The 26,623-nt window shown below is 38.3% G+C and carries 12 protein-coding genes; 3 read left to right on the forward strand and 9 right to left on the reverse strand.

The genetic code is table 11. From position 1 onward, the window contains the following. Positions 1 to 182 precede the first annotated feature (182 nt). Genes MG290_RS08580 through MG290_RS08590 form a run of 3 tightly spaced genes read left to right on the forward strand, consistent with a single transcriptional unit; the run spans position 183 to position 3,192 of the window. Complete coding sequence (locus MG290_RS08580) at positions 183 to 944, forward strand: exodeoxyribonuclease III (RefSeq protein WP_264560909.1); 762 nt, start codon at positions 183 to 185, stop codon at positions 942 to 944. Positions 945 to 962: 18 nt separating this feature from the next. Continuing rightward, on the forward strand, positions 963 to 1,841 hold the full coding sequence (locus MG290_RS08585) for an OmpA/MotB family protein (protein ID WP_264560910.1): 879 nt from the start codon (positions 963 to 965) through the stop codon (positions 1,839 to 1,841). A 46-nt stretch (positions 1,842 to 1,887) separates the two neighbouring features. Further along, entirely contained in the window at positions 1,888 to 3,192 is a 1,305-nt protein-coding gene (locus MG290_RS08590; protein WP_264560911.1) for a mechanosensitive ion channel family protein, read from the forward strand. A gap of 89 nt (positions 3,193 to 3,281) precedes the next feature. Here the strand turns inward: MG290_RS08590 and MG290_RS08595 are convergent, their stop codons facing one another. The 9 genes from MG290_RS08595 to MG290_RS08635 form a co-directional block, all read right to left on the reverse strand. Beyond that, on the reverse strand, positions 3,282 to 9,290 hold the full coding sequence (locus tag MG290_RS08595; protein WP_264560912.1) for a glycine-rich protein: 6,009 nt from the start codon (positions 9,288 to 9,290) through the stop codon (positions 3,282 to 3,284). A 201-nt stretch (positions 9,291 to 9,491) separates the two neighbouring features. Beyond that, on the reverse strand, positions 9,492 to 14,729 hold the full coding sequence (locus tag MG290_RS08600; RefSeq protein ID WP_264560913.1) for a glycine-rich protein: 5,238 nt from the start codon (positions 14,727 to 14,729) through the stop codon (positions 9,492 to 9,494). Between the two features lie 232 nt (positions 14,730 to 14,961). Further along, positions 14,962 to 19,146, reverse strand: a complete 4,185-nt coding sequence (locus MG290_RS08605; protein WP_264560914.1) for an Ig-like domain-containing protein — start codon at positions 19,144 to 19,146, stop codon at positions 14,962 to 14,964. A gap of 159 nt (positions 19,147 to 19,305) precedes the next feature. Further along, entirely contained in the window at positions 19,306 to 20,976 is a 1,671-nt protein-coding gene (locus MG290_RS08610; protein ID WP_264560915.1) for a DUF4139 domain-containing protein, read from the reverse strand. Positions 20,977 to 21,189: 213 nt separating this feature from the next. Next, positions 21,190 to 22,551 (reverse strand): DNA repair protein RadA, encoded by a 1,362-nt coding sequence (gene radA, locus MG290_RS08615; RefSeq protein WP_264560916.1) that lies wholly within the window; start codon positions 22,549 to 22,551, stop codon positions 21,190 to 21,192. Positions 22,552 to 22,740: 189 nt separating this feature from the next. Next, on the reverse strand, positions 22,741 to 23,394 hold the full coding sequence (locus tag MG290_RS08620) for a DUF6705 family protein (protein ID WP_264560917.1): 654 nt from the start codon (positions 23,392 to 23,394) through the stop codon (positions 22,741 to 22,743). Between the two features lie 41 nt (positions 23,395 to 23,435). Further along, entirely contained in the window at positions 23,436 to 24,089 is a 654-nt protein-coding gene (locus tag MG290_RS08625) for a DUF6705 family protein (protein WP_264560918.1), read from the reverse strand. A 41-nt stretch (positions 24,090 to 24,130) separates the two neighbouring features. Continuing rightward, complete coding sequence (locus MG290_RS08630) at positions 24,131 to 24,784, reverse strand: DUF6705 family protein (RefSeq protein WP_264560919.1); 654 nt, start codon at positions 24,782 to 24,784, stop codon at positions 24,131 to 24,133. 11 nt (positions 24,785 to 24,795) lie between these two features. Beyond that, entirely contained in the window at positions 24,796 to 26,490 is a 1,695-nt protein-coding gene (locus tag MG290_RS08635; protein ID WP_264560920.1) for a hypothetical protein, read from the reverse strand. Between the last annotated feature and the right edge of the window lie 133 nt (positions 26,491 to 26,623).

A 26,623-nucleotide genomic window follows, 5' to 3' on the forward strand; every position in this document is an offset into this window, starting at 1 on the left:
TAAAACCTGATTATTTATCAGTTGGTTTTAAATTTAGGTTAAGGTTTTAAATATACTAAATTTTTCGTGATGATTTTTTATTTTAGGAGCAAGATAATTCTTTCACAAAAACAAAACAAGTCGTTAAATATGTTTTTCTTCAAAAATGAAATATGTAATTTTGGCAAAACACCTACTTATATATGAAGATTGTATCATACAACGTAAATGGTATTCGGGCAGCTATTTCTAAAGGATTTTTGGATTGGTTGCAGGCTGCAAACCCCGATATTATTTGTTTACAAGAGATTAAAGCCACGCAAGACCAAATTCCGGTTTTAGAAATCACGGCAGCGGGATATCCGTATCAATACTATTTTTCGGCAGAAAAAAAAGGCTATAGTGGTGTGGCTATTTTGTGCAAAACCGAACCTAAAAATGTGGTTTTTGGAACAGGAATCGATTATATGGATAAAGAAGGAAGAAATGTTCGTGCAGATTTTGATGATTTTTCGGTGATGTCTTTGTATTTGCCTTCGGGAACAAACAGTGATCGTTTAAGCCATAAATTTCAATACATGGCCGATTTTCAAAACTATGTAAACGCTCTTAAAAAAGATATTCCACAGCTGATTATTTGCGGCGATTACAACATTTGCCATCAGGCAATTGATATTCACGACCCCATTCGCAATGCAAAAGTTTCGGGTTTTTTACCAGAAGAACGTGAATGGCTAGATACATTTATGAAAAACGGATTTTTGGATTCGTTTCGAATGCTAAACCCTGAACCACATCATTACAGTTGGTGGAGCTATCGTGCCAATGCCCGAAACAACAATAAAGGTTGGCGTATTGACTATCATTTAATTACCGAAAATATGAAAGACCGTTTAAAGCGTGCCTATATTTTGCCAGAAGCAAAACATTCAGACCATTGTCCGGTTGCTATTGAAATTGATTAACAAAAACATTTAGAAATTATGAAAAAAATAATCTTGGCAGCATGTTGTTTGCCGTTTTTAACAAGTTGCGTTACCCGAAAATTGTATAACGAGTTAGACGCCAAATATAAAAATTGTGCCGAAGAATTGGAGCGATTAACTGGCGAAACTGCCGATTTAAAAACACAATCGTTTGATTTGGGAACGAAGAATCAATCCTTACAAAATCAGTTAGAAGAGGCTGTTGCCGAACGCGACAGGCTAAAAGTGACCTACGAGCAATTGCAAAAAGACTACAACAGCTTAGAAAAAAACAGCGACCAAGCAATTAAAGCCGAAATTGAACGTTTAAACAATCTGAAAAAAGAATTAGATACCAAATCATCGCGCGTTGCAGAGCTAGAAGGAAAATTGGCTGCCCAAGATAAAAATCTTCGCAAATTAAAAGAAACCCTTTCAAAAGCTTTGTTTGAATTTGAAGGTAAAGGATTAACGGTGGAACAGAAAAACGGAAAGGTTTATGTATCGATGGAAAACAAATTGTTGTTTCCTTCAGGCAGTTGGACCGTTAGCAACGAAGGTAGAAATGCGGTGGAACAGTTAGCCGAGGTTTTAGCAAAAAACCCAGACATTAGTATTTTGATTGAAGGGCACACCGATAACGATAAAATTGTTGGAAATTTAGGCGGTGGCGTTACCAACAACTGGGATTTGTCAACCAAGCGCGCCACAGCAATCGTAAATATTATTGAACAAACCAGCGGCATCGATAAAAAGAATTTAACCGCAGCCGGACGCAGTGAATATGCACCAATAGCCACTAATTCATCTGTGGAAGGCAAATCTAAAAACCGACGTATCGAGGTGATTCTAACTCCAAAATTAGACGAAATATCTAAATTGTTAAACGAATTATAAACAGAAATCCCGGACTTTAAACCGGGATTTTTTACAATTATTTTTCATGAACGAACTACAACAACACTTTCAAAGTACTATTTATTCATTTGGATTTAATCTTTTGGAAAAAACCGGATTAAGCAGCCAAGCAGCCCATTATGTGAATACGCTGTTACTGATTATTATTTTTTCAATTGTTTTGTACGGTATTGATTTTTTACTCCGTAGAATTTTAATGATTATACTGATAAAAACCATCCGCAAAAGCAAAACCCGCATCGATGATTTTCTAATTCATAACAATGTACTTAAAAACCTTACGCATTTAATTCCGCTGATTATAGCAAAGCAATCATTACCGCTTATCTTTACAGGTTTTCCGCAAATTACATTGTTCACCATTAAAATAGTAGATGTGCTTATTATTATCACCTTTACGGTGTTAATAAAATCTATTTTTTATACCTTAAAAGATATATTACACAGCCGCAAACGTTTTTCAGACAAGCCTTTAGACAGTTATTTTCAAGTAATTGCGATTTTGCTTTATATGATTGGCGCTATTTTGATTTTTTCAGAACTTACCGGGAAGAATCCAACAGGTTTGCTAACCGCATTAGGAGCTGCATCGGCAATCATCATTTTGGTTTTTAAAGATACCATTTTAGGTTTTGTAGCCAGCATTCAGGTTTCGTCAAACGATATGGTTCGGGTGGGCGATTGGATCGAAATGCCAAAATACGGTGCAGACGGGGATGTACTTACCATTAACCTTAGCACGGTGAAAATACGCAATTTCGACAATACAGTTACCACCATTCCTACCTATGCTTTAATTAGTGATTCGTTTAAAAACTATCGAACCATGCAAAAATCGGGCGGTCGAAGAATCAAACGATCGCTGAATATAAAAATGGGATCAATTCGCTTTTTAGATTCAAACGAAATTGAAGATTTAAAACGTATTAAACTTATAAAATCGTACATCATTGAACGCCAGCAAGAAATCAACACCTATAATCTAAATCATGTTGATGATCCCACAATGCTTGTAAATGGACGCCGAATGACCAATATTGGTTTGTTTCGGGAATATGTGAAACGCTATTTATTGAACAACAGCAATATCCATAAGCAATTTCATTTAATGGTGCGCCATATGCAACCCACCCAACATGGTTTACCCATTGAAATATATGCGTTCACAAACACGGTTGATTGGCTAAAATACGAAGGCATTATGGCAGATATTTTTGATCATATTTTGGCGGTGGTACCCTATTTTCACTTAGAACTTTTTGAACTACCAAGTGCCGCAGATATACACGAGGTGCTTTTAGCACAAATTAATGAAAACAAAAATGGTTAGGTTATATTAAGAACAAAAAAGCGGGGATTTTTCCCCGCTTTGTTTGCTTAAAACATAATGTTTTAACTTTTGCTATTATGGTGATAAACTTATCGTTTTACCACTTTAATGAATTGTGATGCTTTTGCAGTTTCCACCTTCACTAAATATGTGCCTGAACTTAGGCGCGATAAATCGGTGGTTACTTCAATAGCATTGAACTCATTGCTCATCACTTTTTGCCCGGTTAGGGTAAACACTTCTACTTTGGTAATAGCTTCGTTGTAGCTAATATGCAGCGCGCTATCAACCGGGTTTGGATAGTATTTCAACTGAGTTAAATCTAACTCTTGCGTGCTTACAGAAAGTATAACTGTAACTGCTGTAGGCGCACTTCCACAATTGTTAGGGTTTACAATAATTCCATAATAGGTAGTATTGCTCATCAAAAAGGTGCTTGGAGCAAGCTCGTTAATCATTTCCATGGCATCATTTGCAGATGCGTACCATTTCACATTTGGTTGGTTCATTACCAGATCAGATACTTTTGCCGGGTAAGGAAACGTTTGTGTTGTTTGACCTGTTGGGCTGTTAGGCACCGGGCTCACATTCACAGCTACATTGGTTCTTGTTGATATACATCCTGCATTTTCTTGTGCAATGTAATAGGATCCTGAGGTTAACACAAAACTATTTGGTAATGGTGTGGTAGCTGTATTGCTTACATACCATACATAAGTTGTAGTTGGTGTGTTCAAATCGCCAATCTGCGTGCCATTACAAGCAGTGATAGAGGTCATCGTTGGTGCGGTAACATTTACTACTTGAACAGGAACAGCTACGCGTACCGATTCACAATTTCCAATAACTTGCTGTACATAGTAAGTACCGTTTGATACTTGTGTAGTTCCTGACAATGGAATCATTGATTGTAATGAACTGTACCAATTTAAGCTTGCAGAAGGATCTTTTCCTACTACTAAGTCGTTCAATGTGCTGTTGCCACATACTGTTTGAGCCGTTGCCGTTGGTGCAGGCACTGCTGCCGCTACCGTTACTTGTACTGCTTGGCGTGGTGATTCACACGTTCCTGTTAACGAGCTAATGTAATATGTTCCCGTTGCCAATAATTGGCTTGCCGGTAATTGTATTGCACTTGTTGGGCTGCTGTACCATTTCAATTGGGTGTAATTGAACCCGTCTATGGTCATGTTTTGCACACGAGTGTTGCTGCACACATTTAACTGTGTGGTGGTTAATGGAGTTCCTTGGTTCAAAGTAATTTGAACTGCCGTACGTGTACTGCTTTCGCATGTTCCAACGGTTTGTGAAGCATAGTAAGTAGTACCATTTGTTAATACGGTTGTTGCAGGCAACAACACACCTCCTGTTGAAGCACTGTACCATTTGATAGTACTTCCGGTGATTACAACATCTGCCAATGTTGCATTTTGACCAATACAGAAGCTTTGGTTTACTGCTACCGGAGGGTGCACAAACGCAGGCTCTACGATAGTGTATGTTTCTGTTTTAGAACATCCGTTCGCATCTGTAATGGTTACCGTATAAGTTCCTTTAGCTAAACTGCTTAAGCTGGTTCCGCTTTGACCATTTGACCATGAATAGCTATAAGGTGCTGTTCCGCCACTTGCTGAAACGGTAATCGCTCCATCGTTTTGTCCGAAACAACTTATGTTTGTTGCTGTTCCAGTGATTGCCAATGCCGTTGGCTGTGCGATAGAAACACTTGCGGTTGTTTTACATCCGTTAGCATCGGTGATGCTTACCGTATAGTTACCCACATTTAAGTTGGTTGCCATATTGCTCATCATTCCGTTTGACCATAAGTACGTATATGGTGCGGTTCCCCCTGCTACGCTTACTGTAGCTGTTCCGTCGTTTGCCCCGTTACATGTAATGTCGGTTTTTGAAACAGTTCCAACTATCGGAGCAGGTTCTGTGATGGTAAAGTTCTCGGTGATGGTGTTTCCTGTGTGGTCGGTTACTAACACACTATACATACCTGCCGATAATCCTGTTGCGGTAGCAGCAGTTCCTCCACTTGGTGACCATTGGTAGGTGTAAGGTGCATTTCCGCCTATTGCTACGATGCTTGCGCTTGCATCTGATCCGCCATTACAACTTACGTTGGTTTGAGATACAGACTGAACCATCAATGGGATAGGTTGTGTGATTACAAAATCTTCTGTTGCGGTACAACCATTTGCATCGGTTACTGTTGCAGTGTATGTTCCTGCGGTTAAGTTTGTGATTGCTGCTGTGGTTGCTCCATTGCTCCACATATAAGTATATGGTGCTGTTCCGCCACTTGCCGCCACAGTTGCTGCACCGTCATTACCTCCAAACATTGAAACGTCGGTTTGTGCAGCGTTTGTTGCTACCAGAACAGTAGGTTCTGTGATAACAAAATCTTCTGTTGCGGTACAATTGTTGGCATCTGTAATGGTTAAGGAATATGTACCCGGCGCTAAATTGCTTACAGAAGTACCAGTGTCTCCTGTAGTCCACAGATAGGTGTAAGGAGCTGTTCCGCCTGTTGGTGTGATATCAATTGTTCCATTGTTAGAACCATTACAACTAATGTTGTTTACAACTGCGTTTGAAACTAAAGCATCAGGCTCGGTGATAGTAACTGTCTCGGTAGCCGTGCGGCTTATTCCATCGGTTACTGTTACGGTGTAAGTACCTGCAGCCAATCCTGTTAAAGTTGGGGTGGTATCACCGGTATTCCATAAATAGGTTATAGGAGCTGCTCCGCCGGTTACTACGACAGATGCCATTCCATTGGTATCTCCCGGACAAATATTATTACTTTGTGTAGTTGCTAAAGTAGGAGCAGGAATGTCTTCGTAATAAACATCGTCTATAGACACACTAGAACCTGTAGTACCCCCATTATATGCCAACCTAAAACCAAAATAATCATTAGTTCCTGCTGGTAATGGTACAATATATTCTTCATAAGCAACTTGATTGGGCGTAAATGTTGCCAAAACAGTTGCTCCTGAAGTTGAAGTATTGCTTGGCATTGAAAGAACTTCAAGCTTGTTAACATAAGCAGTTGCACTTGTTCCATACGTTTTAACTGAAAACCGTAGTTGTTTAGCTCCGTTTCCTAAATTATTCGTTTCAGGTGAAATCATAACAAGCTCTTCTGCAGCATTTGTTGTAGAATTTGTTCTATACATTCTAAGATAATTTGTACCTGACTGAGGTGCGCTTGATGCTAAGTTGTGGGTATAAAGATAACCCGTAGAACCTACATCATCAATAAAGCTCCAACAAACTGGAATAGAAGGCGTTGTAGTTGAACCCACCAAAGTAGTATCAAAATTTTCATAGAAATCATTCACATAGATATCACAAAGGGTTTGGAATTCTCTAGGAAAAGTAGTCCACATTCCTGGAGATGCACCACAAATACTTCGAACATAAACAATATAATTGGTTGCCGATGTTAGGCCTGTTATATTCACACTGGTTACCGTTCCCGCGGTTACACCAGTTTGTTCAAGACCAACTGTTCCTGAACCCGGTGCCCCAGATGTACGAACTTCATATTCATAACCTGTTACTCCCGTAGCCAAAGAAGCGTCCCATGAAAGAGTAGCTGTTGTAGCAGCGACACTATTAACCTGAAAATTCATTGGATAAATACAAGGTGATAAATTTTCATAATATACATCGTCAATATTAATATCAACCGTTACAGTTGAATTATTATGTGCCAATCTAAAACCAAAATAATCATCAGTTGTTACCGGTAAAGGAACTATATACTCTTGGTATCCTGTATGGTTAACTACAACATCTTGAAGAACGGTATAGGTAGACGAAGCGGTAGTTCCGTTAGATCTAACTAATTGCAAAATATTGGTAGTATTCGTATTAGATGCCATTGCAGAAAAACGCAACTGTCTAGTACCATTGCCCAAGTTTACTGTTTCTGGTGAAATCAATACTACATTTTCAGGTGCGTTCGTAGTTGAATTGGTTCGATATAATCTAAATGAATTAGGTGCAGATTGTGCCGTAGCAGCCTCTACATAGCCATAACCCGTTGTAGCAACATCATCAAAATAACTCCAACAGTTTGGTATAGAAGGATTAGTTGTACTACCAGTAGGTGTTGTATCAAAACTTTCCGAAAACATCGTATTTACAATTCCACATAAAGTAAAAAACGTAGTAGGAATTGGTGTCCATTTTCCATTTGCTGTACCGCATATACTACGAACATACACCGTATAGTTTAACGATGGATTTAAACCGGTTGCCGTTACTGAGGTTGTTGTTGCATTTGGCGTTGTACCCGTTGCTCCTAACCCTGCTGCTCCAGAGCCTGGAACTCCTGAACTCCGAACTTCATATTGGTATGCAGTAACACTACTTGAAGTAGAACCTGTCCAAGATATATCGGCTGAAGTTTGTGTAATATTAGAGACAGTAACTCCTGTTGGATATAGACAAGTATCAAAGTCTTCATAATATACATCATCAATATTAATATCAACAGCGGCTGTTGCGCCATTGTGTGCCAACCTAAAGCCAAAATAATCATCAGTTGTAGCTGGAATAGGAACGATATATTCTTGGTATCCGGTATGATTAACCACAATACTTTGGATAATTGTAAATGTTGAAGAAGCAGAAGTTCCGTCTGACCTAACAATTTGTAAAATATTAGTAGCATTGGTATTCGTAGCCATTGCATAAAAACGAAGCTGTTTGGTACCATTTCCTAAATTATCTGTTTGTGGTGAAATTAAGACCAAATTCTGAGCCGCATTAGAAGTTGTATTTGTTCTGTACAGCCTAAAGGAATTAGATCCAGATAAAGCCGTTGCAGCTTCCACATAACCATATCCAGTAGTTGTAATTTCATCAATATAACTCCAGCACGAAGGAATACTAGCGTTTGTTGTACTACCTGTTGCTGTAGTATCAAAATTTTCTGATAAATTAGCTATTGCCGCTTGTGAGACATTCACCACATTTGTTGTCGCTGTAGCACCCCCATTTGTACATGTTACCACAAGTCTATAATTTGTAGTTACAGTCTGATTTGATATCGTAAGAGTGGAATTGTTTGCACCTGCAATATCAGTCCAAGGTCCAGTTGCAGAAGGCGCACTTTGCCATTGATAGGTGATTCCACCTGCTTTTGTTGCACCTGTTGCAAATAACGTAAAAGGGTCATTAATACAGGTTCTTGCGGTAACTGCTGCCACTCCTGAACTTGGTGTTCCGGTACAAGGCGCCATATTGGTTATTACCACCGTTCCGTTACCTGTTACATCAGGGTTTGGCACATAACCGGGTTGACCAAACATAATAGTTACACCATTAGACACGCCACCCACATACGATGAACCACCACCGCCGGCACCGCCCCAATGACCGCCACCGCCGCCGTAATAGCCGCCGCCGCCGGCAGAACCTCCTAATGTTCCGATATAATCACCTCCTATTCCCACATCACCAGCAGAAGAGTAAGTAGTTGAACTTGGCGCACCACCCGCAGTTTGTGTTCCTCCACCCCCTATATAACTTGTTCCACGACTACTACCACCACTTTCTCCGATAGCACCGCCACCATTTCCACCATTTCCAGTATAACTACCATATCCTACAGCGCCGCCGCCGCCGCCAGCAACTATAATCCTGTTAGCATATGTTGTATTTGAAGTTGTTCGTACGTCTGTACCACCACCACCGGAAGCGCCTTCATTAGGAGAAGAAAATGTTCCTACTAATCCCCCTCCACCGTTCCATCCACCTGTTGTTGCAACAGAACCAGTACTTCCTTTTCCTCCAACATAGAGATAATACGTTGTTGGAGTTGTTACAGTTATTGTTCCTGATGCATATCCTCCTTTTCCGCCTGTACCATTTAAAGCGTTTCCTCCATCAGCTCCCCACGTTTGAATTTCATATGTTCCAGCTGGAAGTGTAACCGTTTGTACAGCACCGGTATAAGAGTAGGTTTGTGCTTGCACTTGAAATAATTGAAAAACAAAACCCAATAGCATAATTATAGAAGTTTTGCTTCTAGGCCATGGAATTTTTAATCTTGATAATTGTGTAATTTTTTTCATTTTATTGGATTATTAATTTTTAATTAAAATAACCCTCAAATATAATAAAAAACAATACCAGAAATACTTCGTAGTACTATTTTTACATTTTTAACATTTTTGCGCAACATATTTGAAATTAAAAACAAAAAAGCGGGGATTTTTCCCCGCTTTGTTTGCTTAAAACATAATGTTTTAACTTTTGTTATTATGGTGATAAACTTATCGTTTTACCACTTTTATGAATTGTGATGCTTTTGCAGTTTCAACCTTCACTAAATATGTGCCTGAACTTAGGCGCGATAAATCGGTGGTTACTTCAATAGCATTGAACTCATTGCTCATCACTTTTTGCCCGGTTAGGGTAAACACTTCTACTTTGGTAATAGCTTCGTTGTAGCTAATATGCAACGCGCTATCAACCGGGTTTGGATAGTATTTCAACTGAGTTAAATCTAACTCTTGCGTGCTTACGGTAACTTCTACCGTAACGGCTGTTGGATAACTGCCACATCCATTAGTGCTTACCAAAATTCCGTAGTAAGTAGCTCCATTTTGCAATGGTGCACTAGGTGACAACTGTCCTACTTGATCTAAGGCATCATCATAGCTTGCAAACCAGCGTACATTTGGTTGGTTCATTATTAAATCAGATACTTTAGCTGCAAAAGAGAAACCTTGTGTGGTTTGACCTGTTGGGCTGTTTGGACGTGCGCCTACATTTACAGATACTTGCGTTCTTGCGGAAATACATCCCGAATTTTCTTGGGCAATGTAATAGGTTCCTGAGGTAATCACAAAAGTGTCTGCCAAAGGCGTTGTACTTACATTGTCGGTGTACCATAAATAACTGATTGCAGCGGTGTTCAAATCACCAATCTGCGTGCCATCACAAGTTGTGATAGAGGTCATCGTTGGTGCGGTAACATTTACTACTTGAACAGGAACAGCTACGCGTACCGATTCACAGTTTCCAATAACTTGCTGCACATAGTAAGTACCGTTTGATACTTGTGTAGTGCCTGACAATGGAATCATTGATTGTAATGAACTGTACCAGTTTAAGCTTGCAGAAGGATCTTTTCCTACTACTAAGTCATTCAATGTGCTGTTGCCACATACTGTTTGAGCCGTTGCCGTTGGTGCAGGCACTGCTGCCGCTACCGTTACTTGTACTGCTTGGCGTGGTGACTCACACGTTCCTGTTAACGAGCTAATGTAATATGTTCCCGTTGCCAATAATTGGCTTGCTGGTAACTGCGAAGTACTTGTTGGGCTGCTGTACCATTTCAATTGGGTGTAATTGAACCCGTCTATGGTCATGTTTTGCACACGGGTGTTGCTGCACACATTTAACTGTGTGGTGGTTAATGGAGTTCCTTGGTTCAAAGTAATTTGAACTGCCGTACGTGTACTGCTTTCGCATGTTCCAACGGTTTGTGAAGCATAGTAAGTAGTACCATTTGTTAATACGGTTGTTGCAGGCAACAACACACCTCCTGTTGAAGCACTGTACCATTTGATAGTACTTCCGGTGATTACAACATCTGCTAGCGTTGCATTTTGACCAATACAGAAACTTTGGTTTACTGCTACCGGAGGGTGCACAAACGCAGGCTCTACGATAGTGTATGTTTCTGTTTTAGAACACCCGTTCGCATCTGTAATGGTTACCGTATAAGTTCCTGATGATAAATTACTTAAACTGGTACCACTTTGACCATTTGACCATGAATAGCTATAAGGTGCTACAGCACCACTTGCTGAAACAGTAATCGCTCCATCGTTTTGTCCGAAACAACTTATGTTTGTTGCTGTTCCAGTGATTGCCAATGCCGTTGGCTGTGCGATAGAAACACTTGCGGTTGTTTTACATCCGTTGGCATCGGTGATGCTTACCGTATAGTTACCCACATTTAAGTTGGTTGCCATATTGTTCATCATTCCGTTTGACCATAAGTACGTATATGGTGCCGTTCCGCCTGCTACGCTTACTGTAGCTGTTCCGTCGCTTGCCGCATTACATGTAATATCGGTTGACTGCGAAATAGTAGCTATTAAAGCGTCAGGCTCGGTGATGGTAAAGTTCTCGGTGATGGTGTTTCCTGTGTGGTCGGTTACTAACACACTATACGTACCTGCCGATAATCCTATTGCGGTAGCAGCAGTTCCTCCACTTGGTGACCATTGGTAGGTGTAAGGTGCATTTCCGCCTATTGCTACGATGCTTGCGCTTGCATCTGATCCGCCATTACAACTTACGTTGGTTTGAGATACAGACTGAACCATCAATGGGATAGGTTGTGTGATAACAAAATCTTCTGTTGCGGTACAACCATTTGCATCGGTTACTGTTGCAGTGTATGTTCCTGCGGTTAAGTTTGTGATTGCTGCTGTGGTTGCTCCATTGCTCCACATATAAGTATATGGTGCTGTTCCGCCACTTGCCGCCACAGTTGCTGCACCGTCATTACCTCCAAACATTGAAACGTCGGTTTGTGCAGCGTTTGTTGCTACCAAAACAGTAGGTTCTGTGATAACAAAATCTTCTGTTGCGGTACAATTGTTCAGATCGGTAATGGTTAACGTATAGGTACCAGGTGTTAAATTGCTTAAACTGGTTCCGGTATCGCCGGTACTCCATAGATAGGTATATGGGAATGTTCCGCCGGTTGGTGCAATGTCTATCGTTGCATCGTTTAAGCCATTACAACTAATGTTGTTTACAACTGCGTTTGAAACTAAAACATCAGGCTCGGTGATAGTAACTGTCTCGGTAGCCGTGCGGCTTAATCCATCGGTTACTGTTACGGTGTAAGTACCTGCGGCCAATCCTGTTAAAGTTGGGGTGGTATCTCCGGTATTCCATAAATAGGTTATAGGAGCTGCGCCGCCGGTTACTACAACTGATGCCATTCCATTGGTATCTCCCGGACAAATATTATCACTTTGAGTAGTTGCTAAAGTAGGTGCAGGTATATCCTCATAGTAAATATCATCTAAATAAACATAAGCCGCACCTCCGCTACGTTCAAAAGAGAAAGCAAAGTAATCATCAGTTGTAACAGGTAATTCAATAGTGAATTCTTGCCAAGTATTTGTTAATGGAATAGTACCTTGAAGCAATGTCTTTGTCGCTGAGGTTGTAGTTCCATCCATAGTATAAACTTCAAACTGATGATTGGTAATATACGAAGATGATGATACTCTAGCAGAAAAGCGTATTTGTTTAGCTCCATTTCCTAAATTATCAGTTTCAGGAGATATAAGAAGAATATCTCCATTGTAGCTTGCAGAAGTAAGACTACTTCTATATGTGTAAAACCCATTACTACCGTTATTTGAAGCACTTGTACTAACATATCCGTAACCAGATGAAGTGACTGTATCAATATATGACCAGCATAAAGGATATGTATTATTCGAAGAATTACCTGTTGGCGTACTTTCAAAACCTTCAAAAAGATAATTTACGATACCACATAATGTATTGAATGTATGAGGAAACGTGGTCCAACTACCAGATGATCCTCCACATATACTACGTACATAAACGGTGTATGAAGTACCTGGTTGTAAGTTAGTTAAATTAACTGAGTTTGTAGTTGCACTTGTTGTATTTGTTACAACTAATCCATTAGCACCCGAACCAGGGTTTCCACTAGTACGCACTTCGTACTCATAACCTGTGATTCCAGTTGCTAAAGAAAAATCCCATGAAATCGTAGCTGCCGTTTGTGTTATTGCAGAAGATTGAATATTTCCTGGTGCAGAGCAAGGACTTAAATCTTCATAATAAATATCATCTAAATAAACATAAGCAGCACCTCCGTTACGCTCAAATGAAAAAGCAAAATAATCGTCTGTAGTTACAGGTAAAGGTATAACAAATTCTTGCCATGTATTAGTTAATGGAATAGTACCTTGAAGTAATGTTTTTGTAGCCGTAGTTGAAGTGCCATCCATAGTATAAACTTCAAACTGATGAGTAGAGATATAAGAAGTTGAAGACACTCTAGCTGAGAAACGCAATTGTTTACCTCCATTACCTAAGTTATTTGTTTCTGGTGAAATAAGAATAATATCACCATCATAAGAAGTCCCTGTTAAACTCGAACGATATGTATAAAACCCATTGCTACCATTATTTGAAGCACTTGTACTAACATATCCGTATCCAGACGAAGTAACCGTATCAATATATGACCAACAACTTGGGTAAGTATTGTTTGAAGAGGTTCCTGTTGGAGTATTCTCAAAGCCTTCGAAAATATAAGTAGCTACAGTTTGCGCTACTGAAACCACGTTAGAAGTCACAGTATTTGTAGTATATGTACATGTAATCACAAAACGATAATCACTTGCTACCGTTTGGTTGGTTACTGTATAAGAAGCACTTGTTGCTCCTGGAATAGGTTGCCATACACCTGTACCTGCATCTGCACGCTCCCATTGATACGTAATACCACCGGCTTTTGTTGCACTGGTAACCGACAAAGTAAAAGGTTCGCTAGAACAATTTCTAGATGTTGCTGATGCTGTACCTACTACTGGCGTACCTGTACAAGGTGCCATTGACGTAATGATAACCGTACCATTTCCTGTAGTATCTGGGTTAGGCACAAAACCTGTCTCCCCAAACATAAAAGTAACTCCCGTAGAAACTCCTCCTAAATAAGAAGAACCGCCGCCGCCGCCGCCTTGTGATGATGATGAGTTTCCTGTAGCACCGCCACCGCCACCATAGTAGCCGCCACCGCCGCCACCTCCGCCGGATTTAGTAGTTGAAGTTCCTCCAGTACCTCCAATACCCAATGCACCGTCAGTTCCTGCTATGTTACCTGTACTTCCGTTTGCAGTTCCTCCAGCAGTCTGTGAACCACCATCTCCATGATAGGTGTTACCACCATCATCACCAGTGATTCCTCCACCGTTACCACCAACGTAAGTAGCAAGATAAACACCACCACCACCACCTCCGGCAACCATTATTCTGTTTGCATAGGTAGTATTTTGTGTTGTTCTAATATCGGTTCCTCCGCCACCACCAGCTGCACGATATTGAGCAGCATTTGAATAGTTATTTTGACCAGAGTCACCTCCGCCATTCCAACCTCCTAAATAGACATCACCAACAGAACCATTACTGGCATCTGTTCCTTTTCCACCCACATAAATATAATAGGTAGTTGGAGTAGTTACAGTAAGAGTACCTTTAGCGTACCCTCCTTTTCCTTCATTGTTTATTTGTGAAGTTTGAAATCCTTTACCCCCGTCAGCTCCCCACATTTCAATTTCATAATCACCTGCAGGAAGGGTCACGGTTTGTACCGAACCTGTGTAATTGAAAGTTTGTGAAAAACTAATGGATGTAGAGAAAATTAACCCAAATAAAAAAAGTAAAGAGGTAGTGTTTAGCCACCGTACCTTAAACCATGTTTGTTGTGTAATTTTTTCCATTAATCAAATTTTTAACAATTAATAAATAAGTTAGTTAATCGTAAATATAGAAAAAAATAAACAAAAAAACCACTAAAATTCTTCTTTAAATGATTTTTTAACAAAAAAATGGTTTTTTAGCATTATTAAATACGAATTGTTCATTTTTTGTAAAAACAAAAAAGCAGGGATTTTTCCCCGCTTTGTTTGCTTAAAACATAATGTTTTAACTTTTGCTATTATGGCGATAAACTTATCGTTTTACCACTTTTATGAATTGTGATGCTTTTGCAGTTTCAACCTTCACTAAATATGTGCCTGAACTTAGGCGCGATAAATCGGTGGTTACTTCAATAGCATTGAACTCATTGCTCATCACTTTTTGCCCGGTTAGGGTAAACACTTCTACTTTGGTAATAGCTTCGTTGTAGCTAATATGCAACGCGCTATCAACCGGGTTTGGATAGTATTTCAACTGAGTTAAATCTAACTCTTGCGTGCTTACGGTAACTTCTACCGTAACGGCTGTTGGATAACTACCACATCCATTATTACTTACCAAAATTCCGTAGTAAGTAGCTCCATTTTGCAATGGTGCACTAGGTGATAACTGTCCTACTTGATCTAAGGCATCATCATAGCTTGCAAACCAGCGTACATTTGGTTGGTTCATTATTAAATCAGATACTTTAGCTGCAAAAGAGAAACCTTGTGTGGTTTGACCTGTTGGGCTGTTTGGACGTGCGCCTACATTTACAGATACTTGCGTTCTTGCGGAAATACATCCCGAATTTTCTTGGGCAATGTAATAGGTTCCTGAGGTAATCACAAAAGTGTCTGCCAAAGGCGTTGTACTTACATTGTCGGTGTACCATAAATAACTGATTGCAGCGGTGTTCAAATCACCAATCTGCGTGCCATCACAGGTTGTGATAGAGGTCATCGTTGGTGCGGTAACATTTACTACTTGAACAGGAACAGCTACGCGTACCGATTCACAGTTTCCAATAACTTGCTGCACATAGTAAGTACCGTTTGATACTTGTGTAGTGCCTGACAATGGAATCATTGATTGTAATGAACTGTACCAGTTTAAGCTTGCAGAAGGATCTTTTCCTACTACTAAGTCGTTCAATGTGCTGTTGCCACATACTGTTTGAGCCGTTGCCGTTGGTGCAGGCACTGCTGCCGCTACCGTTACTTGTACTGCTTGGCGTGGTGACTCACACGTTCCTGTTAACGAGCTAATGTAATATGTTCCCGTTGCCAATAATTGGCTTGCTGGTAACTGCGAAGTACTTGTTGGGCTGCTGTACCATTTCAATTGGGTGTAATTGAACCCGTCTATGGTCATGTTTTGCACACGGGTGTTGCTGCACACATTTAACTGTGTGGTGGTTAATGGAGTTCCTTGGTTCAAAGTAATTTGAACTGCCGTACGTGTACTGCTTTCGCATGTTCCAACGGTTTGTGAAGCATAGTAAGTAGTACCATTTGTTAATACGGTTGTTGCAGGCAACAACACACCTCCTGTTGAAGCACTGTACCATTTGATAGTACTTCCGGTGATTACAACATCTGCTAGCGTTGCATTTTGACCAATACAGAAACTTTGGTTTACTGCTACCGGAGGGTGCACAAACGCAGGCTCTACGATAGTGTATGTTTCTGTTTTAGAACACCCGTTCGCATCTGTAATGGTTACCGTATAAGTTCCTGATGATAAATTACTTAAACTGGTACCACTTTGACCATTTGACCATGAATAGCTATAAGGTGCTACAGCACCACTTGCTGAAACAGTAATCGCTCCATCGTTTTGTCCGAAACAACTTATGTTTGTTGCTGTTCCAGTGATTGCCAATGCCGTTGGCTGTGCGATAGAAACACTTGCGGTTGTTTTACATCCGTTGGCATCGGTGATGCTTACCGTATAGTTACCCACATTTAAGTTGGTTGCCATATTGTTCATCATTCCGTTTGACCATAAGTACGTATATGGTGCCGTTCCGCCTGCTACGCTTACTGTAGCTGTTCCGTCGCTTGCCGCATTACATGTAATATCGGTTGACTGCGAAATAGTAGCTATTAAAGCGTCAGGCTCGGTGATGGTAAAGTTCTCGGTGATGGTGTTTCCTGTGTGGTCGGTTACTAACACACTATACGTACCTGCCGATAATCCTGTTGCGGTAGCAGCAGTTCCTCCACTTGGTGACCATTGGTAGGTGTAAGGTGCATTTCCGCCTATTGCTACGATGCTTGCGCTTGCGTCTGATCCGCCATTACAACTTACGTTGGTTTGAGATACAGACTGAACCATCAATGGGATAGGTTGTGTGATAACAAAATCTTCTGTTGCGGTACAACCATTTGCATCGGTTACTGTTGCAGTGTATGTTCCTGCGGTTAAGTTTGTGATTGCTGCTGTGGTTGCTCCATTGCTCCACATATAAGTATATGGTGCTGTTCCGCCACTTGCCGCCACAGTTGCTGCACCGTCATTACCTCCAAACATTGAAACGTCGGTTTGTGCAGCGTTTGTTGCTACCAAAACAGTAGGTTCTGTGATAACAAAATCTTCTGTTGCGGTACAATTGTTCAGATCGGTAATGGTTAACGTATAGGTACCAGGTGTTAAATTGCTTAAACTGGTTCCGGTATCGCCGGTACTCCATAGATAGGTATATGGGAATGTTCCGCCGGTTGGTGCAATGTTTATCGTTGCATCGTTTAAGCCATTACAACTAATGTTGTTTACAACTGCGTTTGAAACTAAAACATCAGGCTCGGTGATAGTAACTGTCTCGGTAGCCGTGCGGCTTAATCCATCGGTTACTGTTACGGTGTAAGTACCTGCGGCCAATCCTGTTAAAGTTGGGGTGGTATCTCCGGTATTCCATAAATAGGTTATAGGAGCTGCGCCGCCGGTTACTACAACTGATGCCATTCCCGTAGTTCCACCAAAACAAACATTATTAGATTGTGTGGTAGCTACTGTTGGTGCTGGTATATCTTCATAATACACATCGTCTATATAAAATTGTGCGTAGCCCGAACCAGAAACTTCTGGAAATGAAAAAGCAAAGTAATCATCTGTTGTAATAGGTAATGGAATTGTAAAAGTTTCCCATCCTGGACTTGCAGATGATAAAGTAATACTCTGTATCAATGTTTTAGTTGCTGTCGAAGTATTTCCATTGATTCTATAAACATCAATTTGTGGGGCATTCGGGTAAAAATAATCAAGATAAGCAGAAAAGCGAATCTGTTTTGCACCATTTCCTAAGTTATCCGTTTCAGGAGAAATAATTAAGAAATCACCCGTACCAATATCTCTTGAAATACCGAAACTATTGTTACCTGTTTTTGCAATATAAGAACTAGCTCCTGAATACGACCATGTATTTGATATGGTGTAAACGCGAGACCAACACTCTGGTAATGGTCCTGATGTCCAATTGGCAGTTGGTGTTGTTTCAAATCCTTCAAAAAAGTTACCTGTTATTCCACATAAAGTTCTTGCACGTACTGGTCCATAAAAAGCTGCACTTGGGCCGGTTGTGCAAACTTGTTGAATATAAATATCATATTCTGTATTAGCAGTTAAAGTAGATAACGCTTGTGTTAAATTAGTAGTAGTGATAGAAGTTCCTGTTCCTAGAACAAATCCTTTCAATCCATATTCAATTATGTAAGAAGCACCGGTTCCCGTCCACGACAAGTCTATTGCAGTGGAAGAAGATGCAACTGCACTAAAATTACACACATAACCACAATTTGCAGTATTAGTTGTAAATCCAAATTGTGCATTGGGACGATCCATAGAAGTGCTTGGTCCGGATAAAGAACTACAAACTGTAGTTACATCATCTCTATAGTATCTAACAAATGTCTTTGTTCCCGTCATGCTTGTATAAGTAGATGATGCGTTTCCATTATTTACCCAATTTGTATTTTGAGCACAAAATTCTACAACGATATTATCACAACCGTTCCACAAGATAGGTGTGCTAAAAGTAAAGGTATTCCAACCAGTAGTTGTGGTATAAGGACCAAATGTTCCTGAAGCATTTGCACCATCAAAAAAAGCATCGCTAGACAATGGATCGGCTTTACTTGTAGTATAAACTTTCACGTTTACATTACTCAAGACAGGTACCGAATTTAAAGCAGTAACATTAAAGGCCACACTATTTATGTAAGAGTTTGCCGTGGCTCCTGCTGATGAAATTTCAGCTGCTTCATATAAAATTTGAATTTTATTGCCATAATAATAATTGGCAAATACTGCGGGATATCCAGTTGATGAATTGCTACTTGTTCCTGATCCAATTGTCACTGTTTGTGAGTAACCGTTAAAGATCGAAAAAAATATAAGCAATGCAACGAACGCATCCGAAATACGTTTAAAAACGGGCAATAAAGTATTTTTTTGCATTTTTCACATTTTTAAAATTAATAATTATTTTAGGTTCTTAATATTTTGTTAAGAGTAAAAATATGAAAAAAAATTATGAAGAAAATATTTATTTAATGTTTTTTTTCTAAAAAAAATTAAAATTCCCCCTTTCAACTAAAAAAAAGGAGGAAAATTCATTTAAAAATTCAAGGTTTTATCTTTTGCGTACTTCACTTCATAACCAAAGCGTATTTTCTTTGTTTCGTTTGGTTTTAGGTTTATTTCCCAAGTAAGTTTGCCTTTCTCGGTGTCTGTGGTTGCACCATCTTTATCTGTTAAGGTAATTTCGATATCGGTATTACTGCTTATTGGTATTTGATCTTCTACAATAATACTAATACTTTCTTTTTTATTGTTCCGAACCGAAATTTCATAAACAAAATCTTGTACTTTACGTGATGAAAATGTTTTGGCACCCGATTTATCGTTAATCATGGTTCTGTTAACCGATATGTTTTGATCTTTACCTAAACTCAATCGCAGTTCATCTTCGTTGGCATTGGCGTTTACATAGGTTTTACCAACGTACATTCCTTCAAACACCACATTGGCTTCGCCCGGTAAAATATTGTAGTCGCCGTAATTTTTCACTTTTGCAATTAAATAGGCATTGGTATCTAATTTTGGAGTAGTAATATAACTGTACGTTGCCGGCAACTGCGTATCCTTCAAAGCTACGCTGTGTTGTTTGCCGTTGCTTAAAATAGTGTACGGAATATCAATATCAAAGGTAATGTTTAATTGTGATTCGTTTATTTGGGTGTAATCATCCATTGTAGATTGACCAACTCCAGGTTGTCCCACTCCTGTCTGAATATTCAAACCAGGAACTTGTCCTTGTAGCGTTTGAATCATATCGGCATTTGGTCTACCCTCAATTCTTTTAGAGGTTACTGATGCTACCGAAGCTTCTTCCATTTCTCTATTTCGATAAGCATTCGGATAATAATAATCTAAAAACCAAGGTTGCAGTTGGGGTGCAAAGGTATTTTGATTGGCAGGTCCGCTGGTTAAGGATAGTTTTACGTTTTTCCAATCGACACCCGTATGTTGCTGAACCTGTGCTTTGTACAGCATTTGTATAGGTTCGTTAATTTTATCGATACGCATTTCGTAGCTTGGTTGCCACGTTGCCTGATTTGTTAAATACGAAACTTCTAATGGAATGGTTCCTGCGGTGCTGCTCATTACATTCACAATTAATTTACCTTGACTGGTTTTTTCGCTTGTGGTTTCGTTAAAGGTTAATTTTCCTTTTAATATATTCAACTCTTCAAACAATACTTTTTCTTGATTTTCTAATTTGTTGATCGAATTAGAAAGCTCGGTACGTTTGGTTTTGTAGAAATCTAACAATTTGGTTAATTCAGCTACCGAAAAATTCTGTGCGTTGCTCATTGACTGATTTTTATCCAACAGTTCCACACCTTTTCGTTCGGCAGTTAATTGATTTTGTAGCGATTTAAGCTCGGTTTCTTTCTTTGCAATTTCTTCTTTTACCGGTTTTACCAAAGGCGAATCCTGATTATTATCGTACTCTTCCACATAGGCATTTGTAAACTGAACCGACATAACCGTTACGTTTTTTGGCACACCAATTTGCACCGTACTTTCGTTTAAGTAATTGGCTACGTTGGTAATTACAATTTCTGACGTGCCCGACGGAATTTGAACTGATGCTTTGTGTTTTAGCTCTGCAGCATTGTTGTACACACGAGCCGATTGTATTTGTGCCTGCGTAAAAACAGGTTTTTGTGCATTTGCCGTTATACTGAAAACGATAGCAGCAGGAAATAATATATTTTTCATAAACAACATTTAATTAATTGAATAATTCGTTTTTAAGGATGCTTCTTTACATATAAAGAGTATTAAAACACGCAAAAAGTTGGGACAAGGTAGCAAATATTTTTATTTTTTTAATTGATCTTAAAACCTTTGTATAGATAGAACTGCAAAAAATACCTACAAGGTTTTTAAAACCTTGCAGGATAAAATCGTTTAAAAAGAGTAATTAAATCATTAAAACAATGCCGAAACCAGCTCTTCTATTTTAGATACCAATACTATTTGTATGTTTTTTGATGAATAGGTGATTTTGTTATATTTTGATACAAATATTTTAGCAAAGCCTAATTTTTCGGCTTCCTGAATGCGTTGATCTACCCGGTTTACCGGTCGAATTTCGCCAGACAAACCTACTTCGCCTGCAAAACAAATGTCTTTTGAAATAGCATCGTCTTCGTTTGATGATAAAATGGAAGCCACAACAGCTAAATCAATCGCTGGATCATCAACCGAAATTCCACCGGTAATGTTTAAAAACACATCTTTCATTCCTAAACGAAAACCCGCCCGCTTTTCCAATACTGCCAAAATCATGTTCAAGCGTTTTAAGTTGTAACCAGTGGCGCTGCGCTGTGGTGTACCGTAAACCGCAGTGCTTACCAATGCTTGAATTTCAATCATTAATGGACGCATGCCTTCTAAAGTTGATGCAATCGCCGTTCCCGATAACTCTTCTTCTCTGTTTGATAATAATATTTCAGACGGATTCGATACTTCACGTAAACCCGATCCTAACATTTCGTAAATTCCCAATTCGGCTGTAGATCCAAAACGGTTTTTTAAGGCACGAAGAATTCGGTACACATGATTGCGGTCGCCTTCAAACTGCAGTACGGTATCCACCATGTGTTCTAGAATTTTGGGTCCGGCAATGTTTCCATCTTTCGTGATATGACCGATCAAAATAACCGGCGTTGATGTTTCTTTTGCAAACTTAATCAGTTCGGCAGTGGTTTCTTTTATCTGAGAAATGCTACCAGCCGAAGCTTCGATATAATCGGTATGCAAGGTTTGGATCGAATCGATAATCAATACATCGGGTTCGATTTCTTCTACCTGCTTAAAAATATTTTGGGTATTGGTTTCGGTTAAAATATAACACGAATTGTTGTTTGGATTGATGCGTTCGGCACGCATTTTTATTTGTTTTTGGCTTTCTTCTCCCGAAACATACAACACTTTATAAGGCAATTTTAACGACAATTGCAAAAGCAAAGTACTTTTACCAATGCCGGGTTCACCGCCCAATAAAATCATAGATCCGGGAACAATTCCCCCGCCTAAAACCCGGTTTAATTCTTGGTCTAAAGTGTTTAAACGAATTTCTTGGGTGCTGTCTATTTCATTGATCAACAATGGTTTTGCTGCGCGTTTAATTCCTGCTGAAGATTTGGTTTGCCATGCCACTTTTTCTTCTTTCTGAATTACTTCTTCCACAATTGTATTCCACTGTTTACAAGCGGTACATTGCCCCAACCATTTAGAAAATTGCGTGCCACAAGATGAGCAGAAAAATGCTGTTTTTACTTTTGCCATTTTTTTTTAGCTTTAAGTTTTAAGCCGTAAGCTATAAGCGCAAACTTAAAACTATTAAAAAACGAATTTACGAATTATTTAGGTTTGTTAACGACAGATTTTGACGAGAGGTGGTTGAGTATTTTAAGAATTTTAAAAATAAACAAAAGCCCCAAATAATGGGGGTGTTAGAAGATGGGCTTTTATTCGCTAATGTTTTACAAAATCAAAAGTGCCAAAATCCATAAATAAACTGGTTTTTGTAGGTGCAGATTGGAAATCGCCAATTTTTAAAAAAGCACTAGGGTTCACCTGATCTGAACGGAAATTTAAACGCAATTTTGTAACCCCATTATCGTTATAGGTATGAATCAACATTCCTAAAAGAGTATAAGCAAAATTATCATTATTCTGTTCACTATATCTTAAATACAAACGTTGTTCTGGATAGGTACACATATAACAATCGTTAAAATTTTCTACTCTAATTACTGAGTGAATGTTATACTTTACCACATCTGTAAAATTTTGGTTTAAAGTATAAATATCATCGTAAACCACTGTACCATTTTTTATAATTCGTAAAGCACCAATTAATTCATCTTCTTTAAAAGTTTTATTTACATGAGGGTAATTTCTTGTAAAAGTACGCTTTTCAAATTTTAAATAATAGGTGGTGGTGCCATTTTGGTATTTCCAAGTACCAACAAACTGGTTAAAATAACCCGTTACATCTTTATAATAATAACCGTTAACTCCCCATTCTATATTATCACTATAATCAAACTTATCGGTTGTTATAAATTGTTGTGCAAAGCTGTTTAATACAAAAAAGCTACACAATATTACTATATATTTTTTCATAAAATGAAGAAAGTAAAAGCCCAAAAAGGGCTTTTTATTCGCTAATGTTTTACAAAATCAAAAGTACCAAAATCCATAAATAAACTGGTTTTTATAGGTGCAGATTGAAAATCGCCAATTTTTAAAAAAGCACTAGGGTTCACCTGATCTGAACGGAAATTTAAACGCAATTTCGTAACCCCATTATCGTTATAGGTATGAATCAACATTCCTAAAAGAGTATAAGCAAAATTATCATTATTTTGTTCACTATATCTTAAATACAAACGTTGTTCTGGATAGGTACACATATAACAAACGTTAAAATTTTCTACTCTAATTACTGAGTGAATATTATACTTTACCACATCGGTAAAATTTTTGTTTAAAGTATAAATATCATCATAAACCACTGTACCATTTTTTATAATTCGTAAAGCACCAATTAATTCATCTTGCTTGTAAGTTTTATTTACATGAGGGTAACTCTCTGTAAAAGTGCGTTTTTCAAACTTTAGATAATAGGTGGTGGTGCCATTTTGGTATTTCCAAGTACCAACAAACTGGTTAAAATAACCCGTTACATCTTTATAATAATAGCCGTTACTTCTTCTCTTAACATTATTGGTATAGTCAAATTTGTCAGTTATTATAAATTGTTGTGCAAAGCTGTTTAATACAAAAAAGCTACACAATATTACTATATATTTTTTCATAAAATGAAGAAAGTAAAAGCCCAAAAAAGGGCTTTTATTAGCTAATGTTTTACAAAATCAAAAGTGCCAAAATCCATAAATAAACTGGTTTTTGTAGGTGCAGATTGGAAATCGCCAATTTTTAAAAAAGCACTAGGGTTCACCTGATCTGAACGGAAATTTAAACGCAATTTCGTAACCCCATTATCGTTATAGGTATGAATCAACATTCCTAAAAGAGTATAAGCAAAATTATCATTATTCTGTTCACTATATCTTAAATACAAACGTTGCCTTGGATAGGTACACATATAACAATCGTTAAAATTTTGTGCTCTAATTACTGAGTAAATGTTATACTTTACCACATCGGTAAAATTTTGGTTTAATGTATAAATATCATCGTAAACCACTGTACCATTTTTTATAATTCGTAAAGCACCAATTAATTCATCTTGTTTGTAAGTTGTATTTACATGAGGGTAACTCTCTGTAAAAGTGCGTTTTTCAAATTTTAAATAATAGGTGGTGGTGCCATTTTGGTATTTCCAAGTGCCAACAAACTGGTTAAAATAACCCGTTACATCTTTATAATAATAACCATTGCTTTGTCTTTCTACATTATTGGTATAATCAAATTTGTCAGTTATTATAAATTGTTGTGCAAAGCTGTTTAATACAAAAAAGCTACACAATATTACTATATATTTTTTCATAATTTTAATTTTTAAAGTACTAGATTTTCTGTTACGTTTCCACCTGTATCTAATGTTAGTAATTTCCAATTACCATTAAATAAGCCGTTGTTGGCATCTAATCGGTAAAAGTTTAAAGGTAGGTTGTGTTTCTTTAAAACTTTTAACAATACTTTTTCATACCTTTTTGCTTTTACAGGATCGGTATCAGTAGAAGTAGTAATATCTTCGAATTCATCTTTCAAATCTTCTTCTACATTTTTCCACAACTCTTCATTAACTCTCATATTAGCCAGAAGCTTACCATATTTAGATGTGAAATTTTGGGCTGTAGCATCGCTTGGAAACATAACCACATACAAGCTTTCACTTGTTATTAAACCAAAAAAGCATTCTGCTATTTGTTTATCGTTTTGTGCGTTACGGAGAGTTAAAAGAAACAAAGCTCGTAAGTCTGTACCCGAAAACATTGGGTTACCAATTGTTGGTTCACCGTTTATGTAAATTATTGTATGCTTGTTTGTATGCGTGTGCAAAATACCCGTATTAGCTGGCTTTTCAAGTGCGGAATCAATATCTAATTGCGAATCTGAGCTATTGGCTAATTGCAATGGTGTTTGATTTGCTAAAGGTACATATTTGCCGTTTAGTTTTATCTTACTAAAAGCATTTCCATGTTCTCGTGTACCACTAGCTTTGCTGTACAAGTCTTGTATGGTTGATAAATTGTTTTCAACCAAAGCTTTTAAAACTTCTAAATTTTTGTTGGGATTTCCAATATTAATACCACCAATAAGCTGACCAATAGCAAAAATGTTACCAGGACTTTTAATAGGGTTACTCCAAATAGGGTTAGTAGGTATTGAACCTTCGCCACCAGGGTTTCCACCAGCACCAGGTGATCCAACAGAGCCGCCACCGCTTGAACCTCCTGAACCTCCTGAACCTCCTGAACCTCCTCCACAGCCAGAAAAGTCCATATAGCTATAGCCTGGTGTAGCTCTATCATTACCACTCATTCCGCATTGTTCTCCATAATTATGTTTTGGATTACCAGAACCCTTACATGGTTGCCCTTCTACTACGACCATTTTAGCACAATCCGACAAATTTATAAATTGATAGTATACAGAAACATAGTTATTTGTTGATACTGATGAAGTACTCTTCGCAGCTTGAGAAGTGCTTTGTTGTATGTTTTCATAAATATTTTCAATATCGTTCAACGGAATAAAGCCTAAAACGTTTATTGTTAATTCCGGGTGTGAAACAAAGTGTTGTAACGGAATCTGGCTGAAATCATATTTGTACAAGATCACATGATAGTTTTCATAATCTGTAGAAAAATACATTAGGTTGTACATTTCCTGTGGTTCTTCAGTTTCTGTTTGCTCACCAATTTCTACGTAATAAGTAATGGCATGCATTTGATCCGATTCAAAAACCTGTACATGGTCTAAATCAATATACACACCATTTTGTGCTTCATCCACAGAATTGGTTTTAACTAAACCGTCTTCTGTTTTAAATTCTTTCTGCAAAATATTGTTCAAGCTTTTGTTGCCTGCATACTTTGCTTCTAACTCTGTTTGTGTTAACACAAATGTTTTTCCCTGTAAGCCGTTCTCATCATGGCTTTGTTTTTGGTTGTTTTCAAGCAGATCATCGTGCCTACAGCCCATAAACAACAACGAGCAACTCATAAAGAGTGCCAATACTTTTTTCATGTTTTAATGTTTAAATGATTTATATGAAAATCAAAAATATATGTTAACCAACAACAATCTAATGCAAAAAAAACATATTACTACCCTAATTTTGCATAATACTTTTTCTACATGTGTAAATATAAAATCAAAT

The organism is Flavobacterium sp. CBA20B-1 (assembly GCF_028473145.1).
Lineage (GTDB): Bacteria > Bacteroidota > Bacteroidia > Flavobacteriales > Flavobacteriaceae > Flavobacterium.